We start from the raw sequence: 21,373 nt of genomic DNA, 5'->3' as shown, positions 1-21,373 counted from the left end.
CGTGGGGATCTCAGCGTCCCCACGAACACCGTCATTGCGAGCGCAGCGAAGCAATCCAGACTGCCTCTGCGGAAAGATCCTGGATTGCTTCGCTGCGCTCGCAATGACCGAGTATGTTGCGGCTGCGTCGCTACAAATGAGAGGGCACCCATGGCCTTTCGTTCCCGCCGCGAGAAACTTCGCTCCATCCTGTCGGGCGGGACTTGCGTCCATCCCGGCTCGGTCTACGACGCCATCTCGATCCGCATTGCCGAGGACCTCGGGTTTCCACTCGGCATGTTCGGGGGATCAGTGGCCTCGCTCGCCGTGCTCGGCGATCCCGATGTCACCCTCATCACGCTCACCGAGCTTGCCGAGCAGATGCGGCGGATGTCGCGCGCCGCAACACTCCCCGTTCTGGTCGACGCCGATCATGGCTACGGCAATGCGCTCAACGTGCGCCGCACGGTGCAGGAGCTGGAGATGGCGGGCGCGGCCGGTCTCACCATCGAGGACACGCTGCTGCCGGCTGCCTTTGGCGAGACCAAGACGCAGCTGATCTCGCTCGAGGAAGGCGTCGGCAAGATGAAGGCGGCGCTTGGCGGCCGCAGCGATCCGTCGTTGGTGATCATGGGCCGCACGGGCGCTGCCGCGATCACCTCGATCGAGGATGCTGTTCGCCGCGCCAAGGCTTATGAGGCCACCGGGGTCGATGCGTTGTTCTTTACCGGCATCAAGTCGCGCGCCGAGCTCGAGGCCATCGCATCTGCCACGCGCCTGCCGATCGTGCTCGGCGGCGCGCCGGACGAATTGAACGCGCTCGATTACCTTGCGAGCCGGCGCGTGCGCATCGCGCTGCAGGGCCATGCGCCGATCGCCGCCGCGACGCAGGCCGTCTACGAGACGCAGAGGGCGCTGCGCGAGGGCACGGCGCCGAAAAGCCTCAAGGGCCTGGCGTCGCCGGAGCTGATGGCCCGTGTCATGCGCGAAGGCGAGGCCAGGGTGCGCAGCGCCGATGTCCTCGGACTGAACAAGTGAGCCGGGCAATTCTCCAGGTCATGATCCGCGGACGCGTGCAGGGCGTCGGCTATCGGGCCTGGGTCGAGTATCAGGCGACGACGAGCGGCCTCGAAGGCTGGGTCCGCAACCGTCGCGACGGCAGCGTGGAAGCGCTGTTCGCTGGTGCGCCGAAGCACGTTGCCGACATGGTCGCGCTGTGCCGCCACGGCCCGCCGTCCTCGCGCGTCGACAGTGTCACCAGTGAAACCGCGAGCGTGGATGAGCTGAATTTGCGCAGGGCAGGGGAAGCGTTCTCGGTGCTGCCGACGGTGTAAGCGCTCACAAGAGGTGGTCATGCCCGGGCAGGCGGGACAAGCCCGGTCATGACGGCGAGGAGGCTTAGGTGCCTCAAGCTCTCGCGGTGAACCCTCATCGCGGCAGCTTGGCGATCGCCTCGCTCAGCTCGTGGATCTCATAGGGCTTGCGCAGGATCGGGAAATCGCCGCGTACGCCGGCGGCGACCTCGCTGTAGCCGGTGGCAAGCAGGATCGGCAGGCCGGGGCGGATCTGGCGGAGGCGATGGGCGAGGCTGAGCCCATCCATCTTGCCGGGCATGACGATGTCCGAGAACACGAAGTCGACGCCGTTGCTCTCGATCTCGCGCAATGCCGCTTCGGCATCGGCGACCCGGCGCACTTGATAGCCGAGCTGCTCCAGAAGACCGATGCTGACCAGAGCAACGTCGGGATTATCCTCGACCAGCAGCACCGTGCCGCTGCCGCGGAGAGGCGTCCCCGATGTCTCGCGCGACGGCGCATCTGTGCCGCGCGGCAGGATGATGGTGAATGTCGTGCCCTTTCCGAGCTCGCTTGCGACCGTTATCGTGCCGCCGGCCTGATGAGCGAAGCCGTGCACCTGCGAAAGGCCGAGGCCGGTACCTTCTCCGATCGGCTTGGTCGTGAAGAACGGCTCGAAGATCTTGTCGAGAACGTCGGAGGGAATTCCGAGCCCGGTATCCGTGACGTCGATTGCGACGAAGTCGCCGGCGAGGGGAGGTTCGTTCAGCGCGACATTGCGCGCGCCGATCGTCACCGTGCCACCGTCCGGCATCGCGTCGCGGGCATTGATAACGAGGTTGAGCAGCGCGGTCTCGAGCTCGGAGACGTCGGCCTTGATCGGCCATGTGTCGGAGCGAATGTCGAAGGCGAGGCGCACGGAACTGCCCACGCCGGCGTCGAGCACCTCGCGGATGGCCGCGACGCGTTCGGCGAAATCGATCGCCTGCGGGTTGACGCTTTGCCGCCGCGCAAAGGTGAGGAGCTGGTTCGTCAGCGCGGCGCCGCGTTTGGTGGCGGTTTCGATCGCGGACATGGCGCGCTCGAGCTTGGGGTCGCCAGAAGCGCCCTTCTTCAGGATGTGAAGGCTGCCGCTGATGATCATCAGAAGATTGTTGAAGTCGTGGGCAACCCCGCCGGTGAGCTGTCCGAGCGCATCGAATTTCTGCGACTCGGCGAGCTGCTTCTGCATTGCCTCGAGCTTGAGCTGGGCGTTGCGGCGCTCGGTGATGTCGCGCGTGATCTTGGCGAAGCCGATCAGCGCGCCGCCCTCGTAGATCGGGTCGATCACCACGCTGGCCCAGAAGAACGTGCCGTCCTTTCGGACGCGCCAGCCTTCCTCCTCATATCGGCCCTTTTCCCGGGCAATACCGAGCGCCCGCGCAGGCTTGCCATTGGCGCGGTCGGTCTCGGTGTAGAAGCGGGAAAAATGCTGGCCGAGGATTTCCTCGGGCGAATAGCCCTTGATGCGTTCGCCGCCGATGTTCCAGCTGGTGATGATCCCCTTGGGATCAAGCATGTAGAGGGCGTAGTCGGCGACTCCCTCAACCAACAGCCGGAAACTGCGCTCGCTTTCGAACAAGTCTCTCTGTTGATTGAACTTTTCGGTCATTCCGGACCCCGCCTCGACGGGGACAAACGCCGCACATGGCGGATTAGTTCCCATTCTGTGGGACATTTTTAGGCAATATCCGCACCATATGCAGTGGCCGCCGGGCGATCAGGCTCCTCGGACCGGCCGCTTGCTCGTCGCCAGGCTCCGGAACGTCGCGGCCACAGCGCGCAGTGCCGCGAGCTTGGCGGGATCGCTGACTTTCGAATGCAGCATCACCTTCGAACTGCCGAGCCTCGGCAGCTTGTGCGCAGGCCCGATATCGACCAAGCCCGGAGGCGCGATCCGCCGCGCCAGCGGCGCGATTGCAAGTCCGGCAAGCGCCGCCGCGACCACGGCCGTGACACCGCCGCCGACGAAACGCTCGCGCCAGGGGGTGCGGGCCTTGTCGAGCGCGCGCACGGCGATGGCGCGGACGCCACAGGGCGGGGTGAGCGTTGCCAGCGGCAGTGCTTCGCCCTTCGGGAGCGTGAAACGTCGTGACGCGAACCAGCCGAACTCGTCATCAGCCAGCTTCTCGCCGCCGCGGCGGCTGCCCTCCTGGCGGACGATCACCGCGTCCAGCTCACCCGCGTCATAGGCATCCTGCATCTCGCGCGAGAAACCGATGGTGACGGCGAGCGTGAGATTCGCGGACATCGCGTGCAGCCGTTCGAGCAGCGGCACCAGTTCGGGGCCCGCGGCATGGTCGGAGATGCCGAGCGAGAGCGACTGCGCGGCGGAAGCCTCGCCGGAGAACGCACGGTCATGCGCTTCCATGAGCGCGCGGGCGCGATCGAGGAAATCAGCACCATCGGCCGTGAGCCGAACCGCGCGCGGCGAGCGTTCGACGAGGCGTTTCCCCAGCAACGTCTCCAGCCGTTGCAGCTTGAGGCTGACAGCCGCCTGCGTCGTGCCGAGTGCTTCGGCCGCGCGGGTAAAGCTCTGGAGGTTGGCAACCAGCAGGAAGGCCCGGACCGTGGCGATGTCGAGCGTTGCGTTCATTATGGATTGTTATCACTGATATATGTCTCGATAAGATACCAAAATCATGGTCGCAGGTCTAGCTTCTCACCAACGCCGCGCAAGGCCCGGCGCAGCATCTTGAGGAGAACCACCATGCCCCTGATCAAAGTGTCCTACGCCACGTCTCGCCAGTCGCCGTCGCTGAAGGCCGACATCGCCAATGCCGTGTCCGAGCTCACGGCAAAGATCCTGCACAAGGATCCCAACGTCACCGCCATCATCGTGAAGTCCGTGGATGCGGGCGATTGGTTCGCGGGCGGCAAGTCGCTCGCCGAGCAGAAGCTCGCAAGCTACTGGATCGACATCCACGTCACCGAGGGCACCAACACCAAGGACGAGAAGGCGGCTTATCTCGCTGCCATGTTCAAGCGCATGGCCGAGGTCCTGGGGCCACTGCATCCCGAGACCTATCTGCATGTCGATGAGGTCAGGGGCGATGCCTACGGCTTTGGCGGCCTGACCCAGGAGCGGCGCTACATTGCCGGCAAGCTCGAGGTTCCGCTGCAGGCGGCGTGATGACCGATCGCGGGTGAGCAATCTCACCCGCGACCGGTTGCAAGGGATCGTCAGCTCGCAGCCCGGAACTGGACTTCTGAACTGTTGATGAAGCACGTCTTGTCGAACAGCTTCAGGTCCAGCGGGTTCGGCAAGCGGACATCGCTGAGATCAGGACAGGGCTTGATTGCGGGATCATAGGATCGATCGATCTGCGAGATGAAGACGACGATCAGGCCCTTGTCTCGTGCGAACGATTTCAGCGCGCGCACCTGAACGGTCAGGTCGGGGTTTTCCCGCCGCTGGTCGAGCAGTTGCAGATAGTCGATCACCACGAATGTGCCGCGCGGGGCGGGGGCCATCTGCTTGACGACGTAATCGGCGCTGATCGCATCGGAGCAATCGAGCTCGAACAATTTGTCGAACTGCGCAGGCTCCACGCCGATCGCCCGCAAGCGGTCCAGAACGTCTCTCTCGGTGTATTCGAGCGAGAAGAACGCGGCGCGGCTGCCTTTCCTCATGGCCTCTACCGCAAGTTCGAGACTCATCAGGGTCTTGCCATGACCGGGGCGCGCACCCAGCAGCACCAGCTCGCCCGGCCGGAATTGAGGAAACAGCTTGCCGGCCGGCGTCTCCGCCGCGGCTTTCGCTGCGAGAAGGCTCCAGGCGGAGAACCCTTCCGTTGTGGCGACGCGGTCAAGCGCGTCGTGGAGTGGAATGCCTTCCTCGCGGGACAGGCGCTTCGCCTTGCGCTTGAGATGATAGATCGGCGCAGACAGTCTCATCGTGAGAACCTCCCATTGCGAGCATGATCGCAATCCCTCCTTATGCCCAGCGCTCGAACAGTCGGTCCGATGATCAATTCGCCCAGCATGAAATCTACTTTCCCGGCGGAGGGGGGAGGCGAGGGCGACGCCGGAATCAAGTATAGCCGATTCTGCGCAGAACGCGGTAGCGCTAGGCGACCGCTTCCGGCAGCAGCGCGCGGGTTGGTCCGAACAATTCTTCGAACGTCCGCCTGAGCGCGATATCGACATCGGCCATTGTCACGAGCTGGCCGAGATCGACCAGCGAGGTGACGCCGTAGCGGGGATCGACGACGCCACAGGGCACGATGCCGGCGAAATGCGACAGCTCCGGCTCGACATTGATGGCGATACCGTGGAACGACACCCAGCGCTTCAGGCGGACGCCGATCGCCGCGATCTTGTCCTCGTGATCGGCTCCCTTGTCGGGACGCCTGACCCAGACGCCAACCCGGTCCTCGCGCCGCTCGCCGCGAATGTTGAAGGCAGCCAGCGTGCGCAGGATCAATTCCTCCAGGCTCGCGACATAGGCCCGCACGTCAGGCCGGCGGCGCTTGAGGTCGAGCATGACATAGGCCACCCGCTGGCCCGGCCCGTGATAGGTGAGTTGCCCGCCGCGCCCGCTCGCGAAGATCGGGAAGCGGGCATCGAGCAGGTCTGATTGCTTGCCCGAGGTGCCCGAGGTGTAGAGCGGGGGATGTTCGAGCAGCCAGACCAGTTCCGGCGCCTCGCCCGCCGCGATCGCGGCGACCCGGGCCTCCATGATGGCCACGGCATCCGGATAGGGCACCGGAGCATCCGAGATGAGCCATTCGACGGGCTCGCCGCCTGCCGCGGAAAACGACGTCAGATCGAGCTCTTGGCGCTGGCTTTGGCGGGGGTTTTCAGGCGAATTAACCATTGGCTAACCATAACGTGGTGATGATCGCAGGCGCAAATGAAGAGTCCCAAGTCGCGGCGGTCCTGACAGTGCCCACTCTCGATAAAGTCACCGTGGATCTCATGGTCGTCCTCGGGACGACCACCATGCCGATCCATCAAGTATTGCGTCTTTCCCGCGGCGCCATCATCGAGCTGGATGCTACCGAGGCCGACGAGGTCAAGGTCCTGGCCAATAATTTGCCCGTCGCCTCCGGCGTCGTGCTAGTCGACCGCAACCGGATCGCGGTCGAGGTCAAACAGATGCTGCCGCGCACGCCGGGGACCCGGTAGGGCCCCGGGGAAGGCGGTAACGGCCCTGGGGACCAGCACGGGCCGATTCGGGCAGAGGGCTGGAACTTTCCTGCAAAGCTTGTGGAATTCAGGGCCTTTGCAGGCTTGTACCCCTCTGATGGATTTGTTAGATCGGCGCCGTTGATCCGGCCGGCCCTCAAGCCTCAAGCCGGCATCCCCAAAGCGCTCGTGGCGGAACTGGTAGACGCGCTGCCTTGAGGTGGCAGTGAGTAAAATCGTGGGGGTTCGAGTCCCTCCGAGCGCACCATAGACCCACGTTTGGCGTTGAAATCATTCATATTTTTGGGTTTGTCCGGGGGTGTTACCGCTCTGTTCCCGCGCCGCGTTCGCACGCTGTTCGCGTCGGGTCCCCGCAAAAGGTCGTCGAGTGACGGCTCTGATCGAATGCGACGATCTCTTCCATGCCGCTGAGGCCGAGCTTCTCTCGATTCGCTTGCGCGCGCCTGCGATGAGGTAAGCGCCTTCACCTCTGCCTTGATGACCTTGCACGTTAGCACCGCGAACGGATTCTCGCCATTCTCGGGCAGTCATGACTCGACCGGTCCGGCGCGCTGCAGCCGGATCGACTCCGCGAGCCCCCTAGCGAGGTCGAAAGAGAAGAGTGGCCATCGCTCGGCTTGGCGTCGCGGCTCGCCGAAGAGGTTTACGAACAAGTCAGGTGCATTGGCGAGGCCGGTCTGATCCTGGTCGTGGAGCAGAACACGGTGCTTGCGCTCTCGGTCGCCGATCGTGCCTATGTGCTGGAGACAGGGCGCATTGTGCTCGAAGGACCAGCAGGCGAACTCAAGCACAATGCGCGCGTGCGCGAAGCTTATCTGGGCCGTTGAACCCGGGATCAAGGAGGCAAGATGTATCCCGCCAATCATTCTCAATCGCGAGATCTCTATCAGCGAGCGCTGAAGAGCCTGCCGGGTGGCAATACGCGCACCACGGTCTACATGAAGCCGTTTCCGATCTACGCAGCTTCAGGCGCCGGCTGCCGAGTCCGGGACGTCGATGGCAATGAATATATCGACTGCATCAACAATTTCACGTCTCTGATCCATGGCCATGCTCATCCCGCATTGATCGAGGCGGCGACCAAGCAGCTCGCGCTGGGCTCGGCCTTCGGCATGCCGACGGAGTCCGAGGTCGAGCTCGCCGAATTGCTGACAGCAAGGCTTCCATCGGTAGACCATGTCCGTTTCTGCAATTCGGGCACGGAGGCGGTGATGATGGCGCTGAAAGCTGCCCGCGCCTACACGGGTCGTCCGAAGATCGCCAAGTGCGAGGGTGCTTATCACGGCTCCTATGACTACGCTGAAGTCAGCCTCGATCCGACACCCGCGGCTTGGGGCGGCAACGCCCCGGTATCGGTAGCTTATGCCAAAGGCACGCCCGACAACGTGCTCGCGGACGTCGTGACCATTCCGTTCAACGACGTCGAGGCGGCAGTGAGCCTGATCCGCGAGCATGGTCCCGAACTCGCCTGTGTACTCGTTGATCCGATGCCGAACCGAGCAGGTCTGGTTCCGGCGGACAGAGCCTATGTGGAAGCGCTCCGTCAGGTCACGCGGGAAGTCGGCGCTCTGCTTGTATTCGACGAAGTCATCACATTCCGCCTCGGCTATGAGGGTGCACAAGGGCTTTGGGGGATCGATCCGGACCTGACTACGCTCGGCAAGATCATCGGCGGCGGCTTCCCGGTCGGCGCGATCGCCGGCGGCAAGAAGTTCATGTCGGTGTTCGATCCATCCTCCGGCAAGCCGGCGCTCCCGCACGGTGGCACCTTCTCGGCCAATCCCGTCACCATGCGCGCCGGTCTTGCCGCCATGAAGCTGCTCGACACAGCAGCCTATTCACGCCTCGATAGGATCGGCACCGCTGTGCGCGACGGAATCAATGCGGCTTTCCGCAAGACCGGCGTTGCCGGGACCGCGGTCGGATTGGGCTCGCTACTCAAGATTCATTTTACGGATCGCAACGTCCGGGATTATCGTTCAGCCTACTTGAGCGAGATGGAAGCGAAGCGCCTGGCCGTGTTCACCACCAGGCTGCTCAATCGCGGGATATTGGTCGCGAGCTATGGCCTGATGGCGCTGTCGTTGCCGATGACCGATGCTGACGTGGATACGATTGTGAAGGCGGCTGCGGAGTCCCTGGAGGAGGTCGCCGCGTTCGGCTGATCAGGCTCCCCGTACCCGCGAACTGTTCCGACCGGCGCTCGCTTGACGCCGGATTGAGATCCTCATTCCCACCAGCAGGCTCGCGATGACCTCGTCGCGATCGATCGCGACGGCAGCACCGTGTTCGCAAAATAGCCGACAACGCCGGCAGACCAGCCCGCGGATCAACTTCGTTCAGGTAACAAGATCGAAGGTCCAGCAATTGTGGAATATGAGACGACGACCGTCCTGATTGGTGACCGCGATCAGATCGAGGTCAATGATCTGGGATGGCTCGATAATCGGGCTCAGGTGATTGAATGATGAGGCCGCTCGGCGTTTGAGTGCGCCACTCCGTCGGTTGGGTCCGGCCTGAACTGCTGACGTGCCGAGTGCGACCGCGATCTTCGCCTTAGGGCCGGCCTGAGGCGGACTCCGGCGACATCAGCACACCAGGCTTGCTCGCTTGGCGAGGATCCGCAGATCTGACTCCTTCGGAAATCGGGATACCGTGCTGGCGGCAATGCGGACGCATGCTGGACAACGATGGCGATAGGGGACTTGCACTATTTCTGCCGCAGCGCGCGGGCGAGCTGATCTTCCAGCGGCTTGCGCAGGTAGGCGAGCGCCGTCCGCACGCCGTTCTGGATGAAGGCTTCAACCGGCATACCGGGCACCAGCGCCTTGCCGTCGAGCTTGGCGAGTTCGCTCGCGTCGAGGCTGATGCGGGCGACGTAGTAAGCCGCGCCGGATTGCGGGTCCTTGGTCAGGTCGGCGGCGATCCGCGTCAGCGTGCCGTCGAGCTCGGGGGTCACCGCGGCGTCGAACGCGCTGAAGCGGAGCTTGGCTGATTGCCCGACCTTGAGCCGGTCGATCATTTGCGGATCGACCCGGGCCTCGACCACAAGCGAATCCTTCGGCACGATGAGCATCAGCTGTTCGCCCGCGGTGATTACGCCACCGATGGTGAAGACCGATTTCTGGTGGATCAGACCGTCCTGCGGCGCGCGCAATACCACGCGATCGAGCTGGTCCATCGCGGCGATGCGGCGTTCGCCGAGATCGGCAAGCTTGGTCTCGACGTCGCGCAGTTCGGTCGCGACCTCGCGGCGCTGGTCCTGGACCAGCTGGATGATCTGCAGCTCGGTTTCGGTGATCCGGCCCTTGGCGCGCGCGATCTCGGCGATCAGCTGGCCTTCCTCGCCGGTCAGGCGGGAGGCCTCGCGCTCGAGCGCAGTGAGGCGCGCATAGGGCACCAGGCGCTTTTCGTACAGCTGGCGGACGCCCTCCAGCTCGGTGTCGATCCAGCGGATTTGTTCGCGCTTCGACGCGATCTGCGCCTCCAGGCCGCGGATTTCGTCCGCGATCTGCGCCTTTCGTTCGCGCAGCTGCGATTGTTGGCCGCTGATCGCCTCGCGCCGCCGGGCGAACAGCGTGGTCTCGCCCTCGATCATCTCCGCGATCGCGGCGACGGCGCGGCGGGCGGCGATCTCGCCGGGCAGCGCCACTGCATCGCGGCCGTTCTGCTCGGACTGCAGCCGGGCACGACGCACCCCAAGCTGGTTGAGCTGGTTTTCGATCAGCGCAAGGTTGGCGCGCGGCAGTGTCTCGTCGAGGCGGACCAGCATGTCGCCGGCCCGAACCTGATCGCCGTCGTTGACGTAGATGTCGGCGACCACGCCGCCGGTCGGGTGCTGAACCCGGCGGACGTTGCTGTCGACCACCACCTGTGCCGGCGCTATCACGGCGCTGGCGAGCGGTGCGGTCATCGCCCAAACGCCGGCGGTGGACACTACGATCGCCAGCGTGCCGATTCCGAGTCCGGTGGCGCGACGGATATCGCGAAACGGATCGTTGCGGCGAGCCTCGGGCGTGCGGGCTGCGGTCATATGAAGGTCCTCAACTGGCGGCGGCGGCAGGAACCGAGCGCGCATCGGGCACCGCCTGCAGCGCCGCGCCGCCCGGCGCCGGATGAGCGGCGAGCGATTTGCGCAGCACTTCGTCCTTCGGGCCGAACGCCTGCACCTGGCCGGTTGCCAGCGTCAGCACGAGATCGACCGCGGCGAGCGCCGCCGGCCGATGCGCGATGATGACGGCAATGCCGCCGCGGGCCCGGACGCGCCGGATGGCGTCGGTCAGCGCGGCGTCGCCTTCGGCGTCCAGGCTGGCGTTCGGCTCGTCGAGCACCACCATGAACGGATCCTTGTAGAGCGCGCGCGCCAATGCGATCCGCTGCCGCTGGCCGCCTGATAGGGTGGCGCCGGCTTCGCCGATCCGCATCTCGAATCCCTTCGGCAGCTTCAGGATCATCTCGTAGGCGCCGGCGGCCTTCGCCGCGGCGATCACCGCCGCCTCGTCGATCTCCGGGTCGAAGCGTGCGATGTTCTCCGCCACCGTTCCGTCGAACAATTCGACGTCCTGCGGCAGATAGCCGATCATGCCGCCACGAATTTCTGCCGGCCACTGGTCGAGGGTGGCGCCATCAAGGCGGATCTCGCCGCGTGCGATCGACCAGATCCCGACCAGTGCCCGCGCCAGCGTCGACTTGCCGGCGGCTGACGGGCCAATGATGCCGACCGCCTGGCCGGCTTCGAGTGCGAACGAGGCGTTGTGCACGATCGCGGTGGTGCCGCCGGGGGCGGCGATCGTTACCTGCTCGACCGTGAGCCGATGGACGGCGCGTTCGGGCGCGACGTCGGGCTTCGGGGCGTCGCCGTTGCGCAGAGCGGCGCGGAGCCGTTCGCCCGCCTGTCGCGCGGCGAGGAATGGACGCCAGATGGAGATCGCCAGTTCCACCGGCGCGAGCGCGCGGCTGCCCATGATCGACGCGGCGATCATCACGCCGCCGCTGGCCTGCCCCTCGATCACCAGATAGGCGCCGAGGCCGAGCAGCGCCGATTGTAGCACGAAGCGCAGCGTCTTCGACAACGCGCCGAGCGATCCGGCGATATCGGCGTTGCGCTGCTGGGCGGCGACGAGATCGCCGTTGGCGGCCCCCATCCTGTCGATCAACCGCTGCTCCATCCCGAGCGCGGCCACGATCTCGGCGTTGCGCCGACCGGCTTCAAGCTGGACGCCGCGGATTGCGCCGGCACGCGAGGCGTCCCGGGTCGGCGCCCGCGTCAACACTTCGGTGAGCAGTGCGATCCCGAACAGCAGCACCGCGCCCACGACCAGCGTCCAGCCGAGATAAGGATGCAAGACAAAGCAGCCTGCGAGATACAGCGGCATCCACGGCAAGTCGAACAAGGTCGTCGGGCCGAGCCCGGAAAGGAACGACCGGACCGAGTCCAGATCATGTGACAATTGCAGGCCGCGATTCGCGCCGCCGCCGCGTAGCGGCCCGCGCAGGATGTTGCAGACGACCGGTTGCCACAGCGCGGCGTGCAGTGCCGATCCGATCCGGGTCAGAATGCGCTGACGCAGCAGGTCGAACAGCCCTTGCATCGCATACGCCGCCGCCACCGCGATCGACAGCGCGATCAAGGTCGGAATGCTGTGCGATGGGATGACCCGGTCGTACACCTGCAGCATGTAGATCGAGCCGGTGAGCATCAGCAGATTGAGCACCGCCGAGAACAGTCCCACCGTCAGAAAGGCCGTTCTGCAGGAGGCGATCGCAGCCGACGCGAGATCGCCGGACGCGGGAGTCGACGCGGAGGACGTTGTTGCGGTCATCTTACTCAATTCAAAACGACGTCGGACCGTCACGGTCGGATGCGGTCGGCGTTCGTTAGCGAGGTTCAACGTCAGGCGCATGACAAAGCGCGATGCGCGAAAACGCGGGCCGGCGGCAACGAGGCCGAGGTACCCTGCGACGAAACGCCGCCATGGTTCGGAAGTTCGGCCGCGCAGGCCGCCAATCCAAACCTGGCGTGGTCACCTCTCGCGGCGGGCTGATCGAGCTGTAGCGCGATGACTCATTGGCGATTGCTGCCGGCCGAGAGGTCGAGCCGCGCCGCCTGTCGCAAGACGAGTCGTTCGTTCGCACGGTCTTCGGGGCTTTTCGTGTCGCGACTTCACCGGCCCGTTAAAAAGCAGTCACCGATCTGTTGTCGTCGGCGTTCTATCAACGCGCATTAACGATCCGTTAACCATCGGCCGTCTGGACCGTGCCCTTACGCATGCCGTGAGGCGGCGATCCGCGACGTCTTCTCTCAAGCGCTGGAGTGGCTATCCATGTCGACGACCCCTCATGTCCTGGCGAACGGCGATTTCCTGCAGGATTGGTCCAATACTGGCCTTATCACGACCAACGATGACTGGTCGGGGGTCGCATCGATCGTCGGCTATCTCGGCAACGATGTCGTTTCGGCCACCGGGGTGGACGCGCGTACGGCTACCGGATCGTCGTCAGGAGATGTCGACGTCGTCGCCAACCAGACCAACACTGCCATCACCAACGGCGGTGTGGCTGAATTCCAGATCGCCAACCCGACGGTGGCGCTGAACGGCTCAAACAGTGCGGATGCCCCGAGCCTCGTGATCTACCTCGACGCCACCGGCCGCAAGGATGTCCGGCTGAGCTTCGACGCACGCGACCTCGACGCCAGCACGGACGATGCCGCGCAGCAGATCAACGTGCAGTATCGGCTCGGTTCGAGCGGGGCGTGGACCAACGTTCCAAGCGGCTACGCCGCCGATGTCACCACCGGCGGTACCGCGACCCAGGTGACGCCGTTCGATCTGCTGCTACCTGCCGACGTCGACGGCCGCAACGACGTCCAGGTTCGCATTCTCACCACCAACGCCGTCGGCAATGACGAGTGGGTCGGTATCGACGACATCCGCGTCACCAGTTCGTCCGAATCGTCGATCGAAGCTCAGCACGTCGCCTTCGCGCCGGATTCGCTTACGGTGTCGCATGACGAAGGTAACAGCGGTCCGACCGTCTATCAGTTCACCGTCGAGCGCAGCGGCGGCACCACGGGCGACGTCGCGTTCTCGGGAACGATCGCTTCGGCGCAGACCGATGCGGCCGACTACGTCGGCGGCAAGCCGGTCAGCTTCAGCGGCAGCATCGCGGCGGGTGAGACCTCCGCGGTCGTGACCGTCACCGTCGCCGGCGACGCCGACAATGAGGCGGACGAGAGCTTCACGCTGACGCTGCAGGACGTTTCCAATTCGGCGGCCGTGACCACCACGATCGGCAGCGCCGCGACGGCGACCGGCACCATCGTCAACGACGATGTCGGCATCACCAAGATCAGCACGATTCAGGGCAGCGGAGCCAGCAGCGCCATGGTCGGCCAGACTGTGACCGTCGAAGCCATCGTGGTCGGCGACTTCCAGAACGGCGATGCCGACGCCAACCGCAATCTCAACGGCTTCTATCTCCAGGAGGAAACCACCGATTCCGACGGCAACGTACTGACCTCCGAGGCGATATTCGTCTACGGCAGCGCCACCGACGTCCAGATCGGCGACCGGGTGCGCGTCACCGGCTCGATCAGCGAATATTTCGGCCTGACCGAGCTCACCGCCAGCAACATTTCGGTCGTCCAGGCCGGCGCGGTGGCCGACGTCGACACGATGGCGGTGCAGATCGACCTGCCGTCGATGGGCACTACGCTGAGCCAGGACGGCGACTACCAGCCTGATCTTGAAGCCTATGAAGGCATGCTGGTCACGATACCGCAGACCCTGACCGTCACCGAGCAGTACAATCTCGACCGGTTCAACGAGATCAAGCTGGCGGCGGGCGAACGGCCCGAACAGTTCACGCAGGAGAACGCGCCCGACGCCGCCGCCTACCAGGCGTATCTGGCCGAGCTCGGTGCCCGCACCATCACCTATGACGATGGCCTGAACGTCCAGAACGCCGCGATCAACAACCTCGACGGCTTCGATCCGAACGACAACCCGTCCGCCACGCCGAACTACGGCACCGCCGACGCGGTCCGGATGGGTGACACCGTTACCGGCTTGACTGGCGTGCTCGACTATCAATGGGCCGGCAACTCCGCCTCGGGAGCGACCTGGCGGATCCGCTCGGTCGAAGATGGCGCCAACACCTTCGGAGCCGGCGACAATCCGCGCACCGATGCGCCGGAAGACGTCGGCGGCCGCCTGAAGGTGGCGAGCTTCAACGTGCTGAACTACTTCACGACGCTGGACAATGGCGGCACCACCGCGATCGGCGAAGCGCCGCGCGGCGCCGACAACGCCGCGGAGTTCGCGCGTCAGACCGAGAAGCTGGTCGCGACCATCCTCGACATGGACGTCGACGTGCTGGCGCTGACCGAACTGGAGAACGACTTCTCCGCCGCATCGTCCGGCAACGCGATCAAGTATCTGGTCGAACAGCTCAATGCCGTGGCTGGCGCCGGTACCTATGCCTGGGTCGATCCCGGCCAGCAGTTCGTTGGCGGCGACGCCATCGCGGTCGGCTTCATCTACGACACCACCGCGGTGAAGATCGCCGACGGTACGACCATCGAGACCCTCAACGACGCGGACCTGCCCGGGCTCGGCCTCGGCGGCCTGCTCGGGCAGAGCACGGTCGGCGCGGTGTTCGACGGCGAGAACACCAGCCGCAACGCGATCGCGGTGACCTTCGAGGAGCTTGCGACCGGCGAAACCTTCACGGCGATCGCCAACCATCTCAAGTCCAAGAGCGGTACCGGCTCCGGCGCCGATTCCGATCAGGGCGACGGCCAGGGCAACTGGCAGAACCAGCGCGAGCTGGCCGCCACCGCGCTGACCGCGTGGGCGGCGAGCGATCCGACCGGCTCGGGCGATCCGGACGTGATGCTGCTCGGCGACTTCAACGGCTACGCCAAGGAGCAGTCGACCGCGCTCATCGAGGGCGCCGGCTATGAGAATCTGCACGACCGCGAGGACGACGCTTATTCCTATGTGTTCGACGGCCAGACCGGCACGCTCGACTATGCCTTCGCCAATGCCAGCCTCGGCGGGCAGGTGTCCGGTGTGACCACCTGGCACATCAACGCCGACGAGGCCGACGCGCTCGACTACAACTCCGACTACGGCCGCGACACCTCGATCTTCGACGGCGACTCCGCGATCCGGGTGTCCGACCACGATCCGGTGGTCGTGGGCCTCAATCTCGGGGAACAGGAGCCGACCCCGGCTTACACGCTGCAAATCCTGCATGCATCGGACTTCGAGGCGGGCCTGAACGCGGTCGATCGCGCCGGCAACTTCGCGGCGATCGTCGACTATCTCGAGGAGACCTATGACAACTCGATCACGCTGTCGTCGGGCGACAATTTCATTCCCAGCCCGTTCTTCAGCGCCGGCAGCGACGGCTCGCTGAAGGAGGTCTACGAAACCGCGCTGGAGACCTATTACGGCCTCGCTGCCGGGACGCTGAACATCTCGCCGGGCTTCGGCACCGCCGACATGGCGATGCTGAACATGATCGGCGTGCAGGCCTCGGCGATCGGCAATCACGAATTCGACGCCGGCACCAAGGCGTTCGCCGACATCATCAAGCAGACCGCCGGCTATCCCGGCGCGCAGTTCCCGTACCTCGCGGCCAATCTGGACTTCTCGGCCGATGCCAATCTCGCCTCGGTCTACACCGGCACGATCCAGGATTCCGACGCCTACACCGGCTTCCCGCCGGCGGCCGGCATCGGCAAGAAGATCGCGCCAGCCACGGTCATCGAGGAGAACGGCGAAAAGATCGGCGTGATCGGCGCGACCACGCAGATCGTGCAGAGCATCTCCTCGACCGGCGGCGTCGAAGTGATCGGCGACAATGTCGATGACATGGCGGCGCTGGCGGCAATCCTGCAGCCGACGATCGACGGTCTGCTGGCCCAGGGCATCAACAAGATCATCCTGGTCAGCCATCTGCAGCAGCTCGCGCTCGAAAAGGCGCTGGCGCCCCTGCTGCACGGCGTCGACGTCATCGTCGCCGGCGGCTCGCATACGCTGCTGGCGGACGAGACCGACGCGCTCCGTGCCGGCGACACCGCTGCCGACACCTATCCGATCGTCACCGCGAACGCCGACGGCAAAACCACGCTGATCGTCAATACCTCCGGCGAGTACTCCTATGTCGGACGACTGGTGGTCGATTTCGATGCCGAAGGCAACGTGATCTACACCGCCAACACGGCAGTCAACGGTGCCTACGCCAGCACGGAAGAGGTGGTCGGGTCGCTGTACGATGGCAACGCCACGGTCGATGTCGACGATGACGGCGACGTGGACGCCGACGACGCCGATCCGTTTGCCGACGGCGGCCGCGGCGATCTGGTCAACGACGTCGCCCAGGCGGTGGGCGGGATCATCGACGTGCAGGACGGCAACACCTTCGGCAAGACGGACGTCTATCTCGAGGGCCGCCGCAGCGAGGCGCGCACCGAGGAGACCAACCTCGGCGACCTCTCCGCCGATGCGAACCTTTGGTACGCCCAGAAGGTCGACCCGACCGTGCTCGTTTCAATCAAGAACGGCGGCGGCATCCGCGACTCGATCGGCTACGTCTATGCGGTCGGCGGCGAAGCGGTGGAGAGCCCGCCGCTGGCGAACACCAGCGTCGGCAAGGAAGCCGGCGAGGTGTCGCAGCTCGATATCGCCAACTCGCTGCGCTTCAACAACGCGCTGTCGATGGTCACGGTGACTGCGGATCAGCTGCTCGAGGTGCTCGAGCACGCGGTGGCGGCGACCACGGCGACCGCGACGCCCGGCCAGTTCGCCCAGGTCGGCGGCATCGCGTTCTCGTTCGACATGGACTTGCCGGCCGGAAACCGCGTGCAGTCGGCGGCGTTGATCGACGACAACGGCAATCCGGTGCTGGCGCTGGTCGCGAACGGCGAGCTGGTGGTCGATCCGGAGATGGCGATCCGGGTCGTGACCTTGAGCTTCCTGCTCACCGGCGGCGACGGCTATCCGTTCGCGAGCTTCGTCGCGGCCAATCCCGCCTTTGCCAACGTCGTCAATCTGTCGCCAGACCTGGTTCCGGATGCCGGGCAGGGGGCGAACTTCGCCACCGAAGGCACCGAGCAGGATGCCTTCGCCGAATACATGGCGGCGAACTACTCCGACACGGCCTATGACGTCGCCGATACCGACCGGGCGCACGACGAGCGCATCCAGAACCTCGACTATCGCCAGGACACGGTGCTCGAAACCGAGGCGCTGGTGCTGGTCGGTGACGACGGTGACAACGAACTCACCGGCGCGCTCGGTGACGACGTGCTCAACGGCCTCGGGGGCGACGACGTCCTCGCCGGGCTCGGCGGCGACGACCAGCTCGATGGCGGCGAAGGCGATGATACCCTGTCCGGCGGCGACGGCGACGACACGCTGCTTGGCGGTGCAGGCGATGACACGCTCGACGGTGGCGCCGGCGACGACCGGCTGGAGGGCGGCGACGGTGACGACACCCTGACCGGCGGCGAAGGCGACGACGTCCTGGTCGGCGGCGAAGGCTACGACACCCTGCAAGGTGGCGACGGCAACGACGAGCTGGTGGCTGGCGCCGGCGACACTGCTGAAGCCGGCGAGGGCGACGATCTCATCATCGTCTCCACCGACGATCCCGCGCCGAGTCTGATCGACGGCGGCGCCGGCAACGACACCGTCAAGCTGATCGGCGGCGGCACGGCGGAACTGATCGCCACGCTCAATGTCGAGAACCTGCTGGTGGCCGCAGGCGCCTGGTCGGTGGCCGGATCGGCATCGTACGACGGCGTGACGATCCAGGGCGGCGCGACGCTGGCTTCGAGCCTCGTTGTGGACAACAACGACCGCGTCGCCATCGAGGCCGGCGGCGCGCTCTCGGTGTCCGGCAACGCGATCGTCTGGCAGGGCGGTGGCAACGCGGTCATCGACAATGCCGGCGAGATCGCAGGCTCGACCCGTGCGCTCACCACCACGGCGGGGGCGACCGGCTCGGTGACCCTCAACAACCAGGCCGGTGGCGTCGTCCGCGGCGCGCTGACCCCGGAACGGGCCGGTCACGCCGACGCGACCATCACCGTCAACAACGCCGGCGTGATCGAAGCGAACGGCCGCGTCCTCGACTTCCGCACCTTCGACAACAACGGCGCGTCGGCGGTGATCAACAACCTTGCCGGGGGCGTCATCCGCCAGCATGGCAGCGACACCGACGTGATCCGCCCGGGCGCTGACGGCGTCGTCAACAATTGGGGGACGATCACGACGGATCCGACCTTCGTGGGCGGAGGCGATCTGGTCGACTTCCAGAGCGACACCGGCGGCAAGGTCAACAACTACGCCGGCGGCTGGATGGAAGCTTCGCGTCATGCCGTCACCGGTGACAATGCCGTCACCGTCATCAACAGCGGCACGATGATCGGCCGCAACGGCTCGGCGGTGAATCTCGACACCGACGGAACCGAAGCGCAGAAGGCGTTCATCACCAACCACGGCGTGATGGAGGGCCGCTCCGCCGAACTGTCCGACAGCGACGGCGACGCCATCGATGTCGACGGTCTGGTGCAGATCGTGAACTACGGCAAGATCTCGGGCCTCGGCGCCGAGGGCTATCACGACGGCGAGCCGAACGTCTCCGAAGCGATCGCGATCGGCGGCGGCAGCATCGTCAACAATGCCGGCGGCGAGATCTACGGCTACGGCCGTGCGATCCAGGTCGACAACTCCAGCAACGCCAACGCGCTGGGGGTGACGACCATCGTCAACCACGGCCTGATCAAGGGCGACGGCCACGGTCCGGAAGGGGTCGCCCCCGAGGATGCGGCGCGGTTCGACCTGCGCGGCAACGAGGCGATCAACCTGGTCGGCACCTATGCCGACAGCCTCACCAACAGCGCCACCGGTCAGATCGTCGGCGGCGTCTCGATGGGCGGCGGCAGCGACACGCTGAGCAATGACGGCTCGATCACCGCCACCGGCGGATCAGCGGTGAACATGGGTGAGGGTGACGATCTGATCGTCACCCGCGCCATCATCACCGGCGACGTCCTGCTCGGCGCCGGTGCCGACGAGCTGATCAACCAGAGCTCCGGCGTCATCACCGGCGACGTCAGCTTCGGCGACGGCAACGACAGGCTCGGCAACACCGGCAAGATCGTCGGCAAGGTCGATCTCGGCGCCGGCGACGACTTCGTCAACATCTGGATCGGGTCCGATATCCAGGGCCAGATCCTGCTCGGCGACGGCAACGATATCTTGATCTCCAACGACTGGATCTCGACCAACATGGAGATCGACGGCGGTTCCGGGAACGACGAGATCTACACCTCGTTCGGTAACGACACCATCCACGGCGGCGAAGGCAACGATCGGATCTACGCCAACCAGGGCAACGACACCGTCTACGGCGATGCAGGCAACGACGAGATCTACGGCAACGACGGCGACGATCTGATCATTGGTGGTGCCGGCGACGACACCATCGACGGCGGGGCGGGGGCCGACATCGCGGCCTTCTCCGGCGCGATCGACGGATACGCGATGACGCTCAATGCCGACGGCTCGATCAACATCGCTGATCAGGTCGGCGGCGACGGCACCGACACGCTCGGCAACATCGAGGAACTCGGCTTCGCCGACGGCACCTGGAAGCTGCGCATCGGAACCGGCGGCAGCGATACGATCGTCGGCGGCCTCGGCAACGATCTGGTGTTCGGCGGCGCCGGCGACGACACCTTCATCGGCGGCCATGGTCTGGATCGTTACGACGGCGGCGACGGCGTCGACACCATCGACTACAGTCACATCCTGTTCGAGCTGACGATCGACCTCGCCTCCGGGCTGGCCTACTATCCGGGCTATCTCCCGGGCGCCGACCATCTCGCCGGGATCGAGAACGCGGTAGGCACGGCGTTCGGCGACACGCTGATCGGCTCGGCCGGAGCCAACACCCTGAACGGCGGCCTCGGTGACGACCTGCTGATCGGTGGCGCCGGTGACGATGTGCTGCTCGGCGGCTTCGGCGACGACGTGCTCCGAGGCGGTGCTGGTGACGACACCATCGACGGCGGCTGCGGTCAGGACGTGTTGGATCTGTCCGACGCCACCGGTGCAGTCACGATCAACCTGGCGTCCGGCATCGCGACCGGCGCAGGCATCGGCACCGACCACTTCAGCGGCATCGAGGGCTTCGTGCTCGGCGCCGGTGCAGACCATCTTACAGGCGGCAACGGCGCCGATATGTTCGATGGCGGAGCCGGCAACGACGTCATCGCCGGTGGTGCCGGCAATGACACGCTGCGCGGCGGCGACGGCGACGACGGCGTCGACGGTGGCTCCGGCAACGACGTGATCGAGGGTGGCCTCGGCAAGGACACGTTGAAGGGCGGCTCGGGTGTCGACGCCATCTCCGGCGGCGATGGCGACGACAACATCGATGGCGGCTCCGAGAACGACATGCTCAATGGTGGTGCCGGCAACGACACCATCAAGGGTGGCTCGGGTGTCGACATCCTCGCGGGCGATGCCGGCAACGACATCCTGTCCGGCGGCTCGGGTGCCGACGTGTTCATGTTCGCCGCCGGCTTCGGCAAGGACACCGTCACCGACTTCGCCACCACCGGTGCCTCGGCCGATGTGCTGCAATTCTCGAGCAGCCTGTTCTCCAACTTCGCCGAAGTGATGTCGCACACCACGCAGGTCGGCAACAACATCGTCGTGACGCTCGATGCCGACAACACCGTGACGCTGGCCAATCTGCAGATGGCCTCGCTCGCGGCAGACGATTTCCGCTTCGTCTGATCCATCGCCGACTGAACCGAACCACGGAACGCAGCAGCGTTCCGTGGTTTTTCTGGATCATGCGAGCTCACCGAGATGGTGCTGTTGAAC

13 protein-coding genes, 1 tRNA gene and 1 pseudogene are annotated in these 21,373 nt (G+C 65.4%); 9 read left to right on the top strand and 6 right to left on the bottom strand.

Features of this window, described 5'->3' with window-relative positions; all coding sequences use genetic code 11:
- Positions 1–150 precede the first annotated feature (150 nt).
- Both H1B27_RS11820 and H1B27_RS11815 read left to right on the top strand, forming a co-directional pair.
- Positions 151–1,017 carry an isocitrate lyase/PEP mutase family protein gene (locus H1B27_RS11820; protein ID WP_197966173.1) on the top strand — a complete coding sequence of 289 codons (867 nt, stop codon included), beginning with the start codon at positions 151–153 and terminating at the stop codon, positions 1,015–1,017.
- Positions 1,014–1,313, top strand: coding sequence for an acylphosphatase (locus H1B27_RS11815; RefSeq protein WP_061877225.1), 300 nt, complete (start codon positions 1,014–1,016; stop codon positions 1,311–1,313). Before H1B27_RS11820 ends, H1B27_RS11815 begins: the two co-directional genes overlap by 4 nt.
- Positions 1,314–1,407: 94 nt before the next feature.
- Here the strand turns inward: H1B27_RS11815 and H1B27_RS11810 are convergent, their stop codons facing one another.
- Positions 1,408–2,925, bottom strand: a complete 1,518-nt coding sequence (locus H1B27_RS11810) for a PAS domain-containing hybrid sensor histidine kinase/response regulator family protein (RefSeq protein ID WP_197966172.1) — start codon at positions 2,923–2,925, stop codon at positions 1,408–1,410.
- A gap of 108 nt (positions 2,926–3,033) precedes the next feature.
- On the bottom strand, positions 3,034–3,909 hold the full coding sequence (locus H1B27_RS11805) for a LysR family transcriptional regulator (RefSeq protein WP_197966171.1): 876 nt from the start codon (positions 3,907–3,909) through the stop codon (positions 3,034–3,036).
- Between the two features lie 114 nt (positions 3,910–4,023).
- On the opposite strand from H1B27_RS11805, the gene H1B27_RS11800 reads away from it, so the two are divergent.
- On the top strand, positions 4,024–4,446 hold the full coding sequence (locus H1B27_RS11800; protein ID WP_197966170.1) for a tautomerase family protein: 423 nt from the start codon (positions 4,024–4,026) through the stop codon (positions 4,444–4,446).
- A 50-nt stretch (positions 4,447–4,496) separates the two neighbouring features.
- Here the strand turns inward: H1B27_RS11800 and H1B27_RS11795 are convergent, their stop codons facing one another.
- Complete coding sequence (locus tag H1B27_RS11795; protein WP_197966169.1) at positions 4,497–5,210, bottom strand: DNA helicase; 714 nt, start codon at positions 5,208–5,210, stop codon at positions 4,497–4,499.
- Positions 5,211–5,382: 172 nt separating this feature from the next.
- Positions 5,383–6,132, bottom strand: a complete 750-nt coding sequence (lipB, locus tag H1B27_RS11790; protein ID WP_197966168.1) for a lipoyl(octanoyl) transferase LipB — start codon at positions 6,130–6,132, stop codon at positions 5,383–5,385.
- Positions 6,133–6,200: 68 nt separating this feature from the next.
- On the opposite strand from lipB, the gene H1B27_RS11785 reads away from it, so the two are divergent.
- The 5 genes and pseudogenes from H1B27_RS11785 to H1B27_RS40045 form a co-directional block, all read left to right on the top strand.
- Entirely contained in the window at positions 6,201–6,443 is a 243-nt protein-coding gene (locus H1B27_RS11785) for a FliM/FliN family flagellar motor switch protein (protein ID WP_011088012.1), read from the top strand.
- Between the two features lie 183 nt (positions 6,444–6,626).
- A tRNA-Leu gene (locus H1B27_RS11780) sits at positions 6,627–6,711 on the top strand.
- 370 nt (positions 6,712–7,081) lie between these two features.
- The gene (locus H1B27_RS11775; RefSeq protein ID WP_246515367.1) at positions 7,082–7,291 is read left to right on the top strand and encodes an ATP-binding cassette domain-containing protein; all 210 of its coding nucleotides are present in this window, start codon (positions 7,082–7,084) and stop codon (positions 7,289–7,291) included.
- Positions 7,292–7,312: 21 nt separating this feature from the next.
- Positions 7,313–8,629: an aspartate aminotransferase family protein gene (locus H1B27_RS11770; protein ID WP_197966167.1), complete on the top strand. Its 1,317-nt coding sequence runs from the start codon at positions 7,313–7,315 to the stop codon at positions 8,627–8,629.
- Positions 8,630–8,803: 174 nt separating this feature from the next.
- Positions 8,804–8,932, top strand: a pseudogene (locus H1B27_RS40045) (hypothetical protein); the annotation flags it as partial.
- A 242-nt stretch (positions 8,933–9,174) separates the two neighbouring features.
- On the opposite strand, the gene H1B27_RS11765 reads toward H1B27_RS40045, so the two are convergent.
- Together H1B27_RS11765 and H1B27_RS11760 are read right to left on the bottom strand one after the other, a co-directional pair.
- Complete coding sequence (locus H1B27_RS11765; protein WP_197966166.1) at positions 9,175–10,497, bottom strand: HlyD family type I secretion periplasmic adaptor subunit; 1,323 nt, start codon at positions 10,495–10,497, stop codon at positions 9,175–9,177.
- Positions 10,498–10,507: 10 nt separating this feature from the next.
- Positions 10,508–12,286: a type I secretion system permease/ATPase gene (locus H1B27_RS11760; RefSeq protein WP_197966165.1), complete on the bottom strand. Its 1,779-nt coding sequence runs from the start codon at positions 12,284–12,286 to the stop codon at positions 10,508–10,510.
- Positions 12,287–12,787: 501 nt separating this feature from the next.
- Here H1B27_RS11760 and H1B27_RS11755 point away from each other — a divergent pair.
- On the top strand, positions 12,788–21,283 hold the full coding sequence (locus H1B27_RS11755) for an ExeM/NucH family extracellular endonuclease (RefSeq protein WP_197966164.1): 8,496 nt from the start codon (positions 12,788–12,790) through the stop codon (positions 21,281–21,283).
- Positions 21,284–21,373: the final 90 nt, after the last annotated feature.

The sequence above is a fragment of the Bradyrhizobium diversitatis genome (genome assembly GCF_016031635.1).
Lineage (GTDB): Bacteria > Pseudomonadota > Alphaproteobacteria > Rhizobiales > Xanthobacteraceae > Bradyrhizobium > Bradyrhizobium diversitatis.
This window is presented reverse-complemented; position numbering and strand designations above follow the sequence as displayed.

Excerpts from the sequence above, each read along its gene's own strand:
- H1B27_RS11760 (WP_197966165.1), bottom strand. The coding sequence starts at position 12,286 with ATGACCGCAACAACGTCCTCCGCGTCGACTCCCGCGTCCGGCGATCTC.
- H1B27_RS11820 (WP_197966173.1), top strand. The coding sequence starts at position 151 with ATGGCCTTTCGTTCCCGCCGCGAGAAACTTCGCTCCATCCTGTCGGGC.
- H1B27_RS11770 (WP_197966167.1), top strand. The coding sequence starts at position 7,313 with ATGTATCCCGCCAATCATTCTCAATCGCGAGATCTCTATCAGCGAGCG.
- H1B27_RS11800 (WP_197966170.1), top strand. The coding sequence starts at position 4,024 with ATGCCCCTGATCAAAGTGTCCTACGCCACGTCTCGCCAGTCGCCGTCG.
- H1B27_RS11755 (WP_197966164.1), top strand. The coding sequence starts at position 12,788 with ATGTCGACGACCCCTCATGTCCTGGCGAACGGCGATTTCCTGCAGGAT.
- H1B27_RS11810 (WP_197966172.1), bottom strand. The coding sequence starts at position 2,925 with ATGACCGAAAAGTTCAATCAACAGAGAGACTTGTTCGAAAGCGAGCGC.
- H1B27_RS11795 (WP_197966169.1), bottom strand. The coding sequence starts at position 5,210 with ATGAGACTGTCTGCGCCGATCTATCATCTCAAGCGCAAGGCGAAGCGC.
- lipB (WP_197966168.1), bottom strand. The coding sequence starts at position 6,132 with ATGGTTAATTCGCCTGAAAACCCCCGCCAAAGCCAGCGCCAAGAGCTC.
- H1B27_RS11805 (WP_197966171.1), bottom strand. The coding sequence starts at position 3,909 with ATGAACGCAACGCTCGACATCGCCACGGTCCGGGCCTTCCTGCTGGTT.
- H1B27_RS11765 (WP_197966166.1), bottom strand. The coding sequence starts at position 10,497 with ATGACCGCAGCCCGCACGCCCGAGGCTCGCCGCAACGATCCGTTTCGC.